The 2,237-nt window shown below is 37.1% G+C and carries 1 protein-coding gene; it reads right to left on the bottom strand.

From position 1 onward, the window contains the following. Positions 1-279: 279 nt before the first annotated feature. On the bottom strand, positions 280-2,237 hold a 1,958-nt coding region (locus tag GX756_05115; GenBank protein ID NLC17242.1), incomplete at its 5' end, for a beta-glucosidase.

Below are 2,237 nucleotides of genomic sequence, written 5' to 3'. Positions count from 1 at the left end.
TTTAAAGAATCATAAAGAATTGATAAAAATTTTTGCCTAAGCAAATAAAATAAAGATATTTTATATCATAATTTTGTTACAAGTTTACAAAAATTATAAACCTTTTTTTGATATATAGTCAAGTTCTTTGAAAAAATTAATACCGACTTGAAGCCAACAATATAGCATTTTAGGCTTTTTGCCGCTTCTTTGGTTGATTACCTTACTGCTTGAAAAAAATCCCTTTCAGACTTACTCTGAAAGGGATTAAAACAATGTTAATTATAATTATTAATTTATTTAACTAGTTTTTTGTTTTTGAGCTTTATATGCTTTTCTAATTGCAAAAAAGCCCCATAATCCTAGACCTGCCACCACTACGGCATCAATAATAAACATTAGGACCATCCAAACAGGCGGTTTGTAACCTAATACTTCAGAATTCATTGCGTTAGAGTTGCATACCGTGTATAAAATATTTTTTACGCGCTCTCTTAATATTGTCATATCGGTTGGGTCAGATTTTTTAGGTTTCCATTCTTGATTGAATGTTTGCAAATTGAGATCGCCGCCGGCATAAGCCATTTGTCTAGAATCCATATGGCTTCCTGTATTAAAATCGCAAATTACCATGCCCCTAAAACCCCATTCATTGCGAAGCACTTCGGTTAATAGGCGATAATCTCCTCCTGTCCATTTTGCGCCTATTCTGTTAAAGGATGACATCATGCCTCTGGTTTTTCCTATTTTAACTGCCATTTCAAAAGGCCTTAGATATATTTCGCGAAGCGTTTGCTCGTCTAGCCATGTGCAAATTCCTCTTCGAGAAGTTTCTTGCTCATTGACTGCAAAGTGTTTTACCTGAGTGTAAACTCCTTTTGACATTGCGCCTTGAATTTCATATGCCGCAAGCATGCCGGATAAAAAGCTGTCTTCTGAAAAATACTCTCCAGCCCTTCCGCCAAAAGGCGAACGGTGTAGATTGATGCCAGGAGCATACCACCCAGAATAAGGAGTTCCATCGCCTCTTTCATCGCCAATTAACGCTTCATTGCCTATGGCTTCGCCAAAATCAAATAGCAAATCCACATTCCAAGTCGCAGCCATTATAGGCTCGCACGCGTAATGGCTTGTACCATAAACCGCGCCCACGCTAGGATCTGACATGAAGTTTACAAAACCTGCGGGACCATCAGCATCATTTGTTCTGGGTTTTCCAATTTCCATAATAGCGGCGGTTTGAAACGCGCCATTATTGAAAAGGTTTATCATATCATTTACTTTTAATCTATTAAGCAATTTATCCCAAAGCGGATCGTCATAATCTTTGCCTACCAAGTCGCGCAATGTTACGTCGTTTTCTTCGCCTATAATAGGGAATTCATTAGTTTGAAACGGATTATTGGTAGCAATTGAGTTAATTTTTTGGTTTGTCAACGCGTCAAGTTCTCTTTCTTGTGTTGTTCGCGTTGCAGGAAAAGTTCCTCCCCAATCAGTTCTAGATAATATTGAGCCTAATTCATCATCTATATCGTCAAATCTATTGACTACTGAATAACCCGTCACAGGATCTGTCTCGTACTTGATTCCTGGCTCTTGAACTGTAGCTTCAAAGCTGTCAATTTGCTCATGCGCGTTAGCGCATAATCTTATAATATATTTTCCGCTTTCAAGCTCATAACCCTTAAATCCATTTTGGTTTTTATCATTGTAATCATATGACGCAAAATAATACGGGTCAATTTCTACTGTAACAGTTTCAGATGCGCCTGGTTGTATAATACCTGTTTTTGCAAAACCAGCTAACACTACATGGGATTTTTCAATACCGCCCTCAATATAAGGAGGGGTAACATAAAGCTGGACTACATCTTTGCCTGCGACAGATCCTGTATTAGTGACCTTTACATTTACTATGATTGTTTTGTCGGCTGTTATTATTGTGTTTTGCAAAGCCTGTTTGTTGGTTATTTCTTGCGAAAAAGTAGTATAGCTTAACCCATATCCAAACGGGAATACAACATTTTCATTATACCATGTTTCAACATCTGTAAAGCCGCGTGTTTCGTAATAACGATAACCTACATAAATTCCTTCTTCATAATCAACAAAGGAATATATATAAGTTGATTTTTTATCTTGAACAGAAAGGTAATCTTGACCGTTAGGTATTAGATTGTTACCAAAGTTAAACCATGTAGGGGCTTTTTTAAAATCACGCGCGTAAGTATCTGGAATACGACCCGAAGGATTAACAT

The organism is Clostridiales bacterium, from assembly GCA_012512255.1.
Lineage (GTDB): Bacteria > Bacillota > Clostridia > Christensenellales > DUVY01 > DUVY01.
The sequence above is the reverse complement of the archived record's forward strand: the minus strand, read 5'-3'. Positions and strand labels throughout refer to the sequence as shown.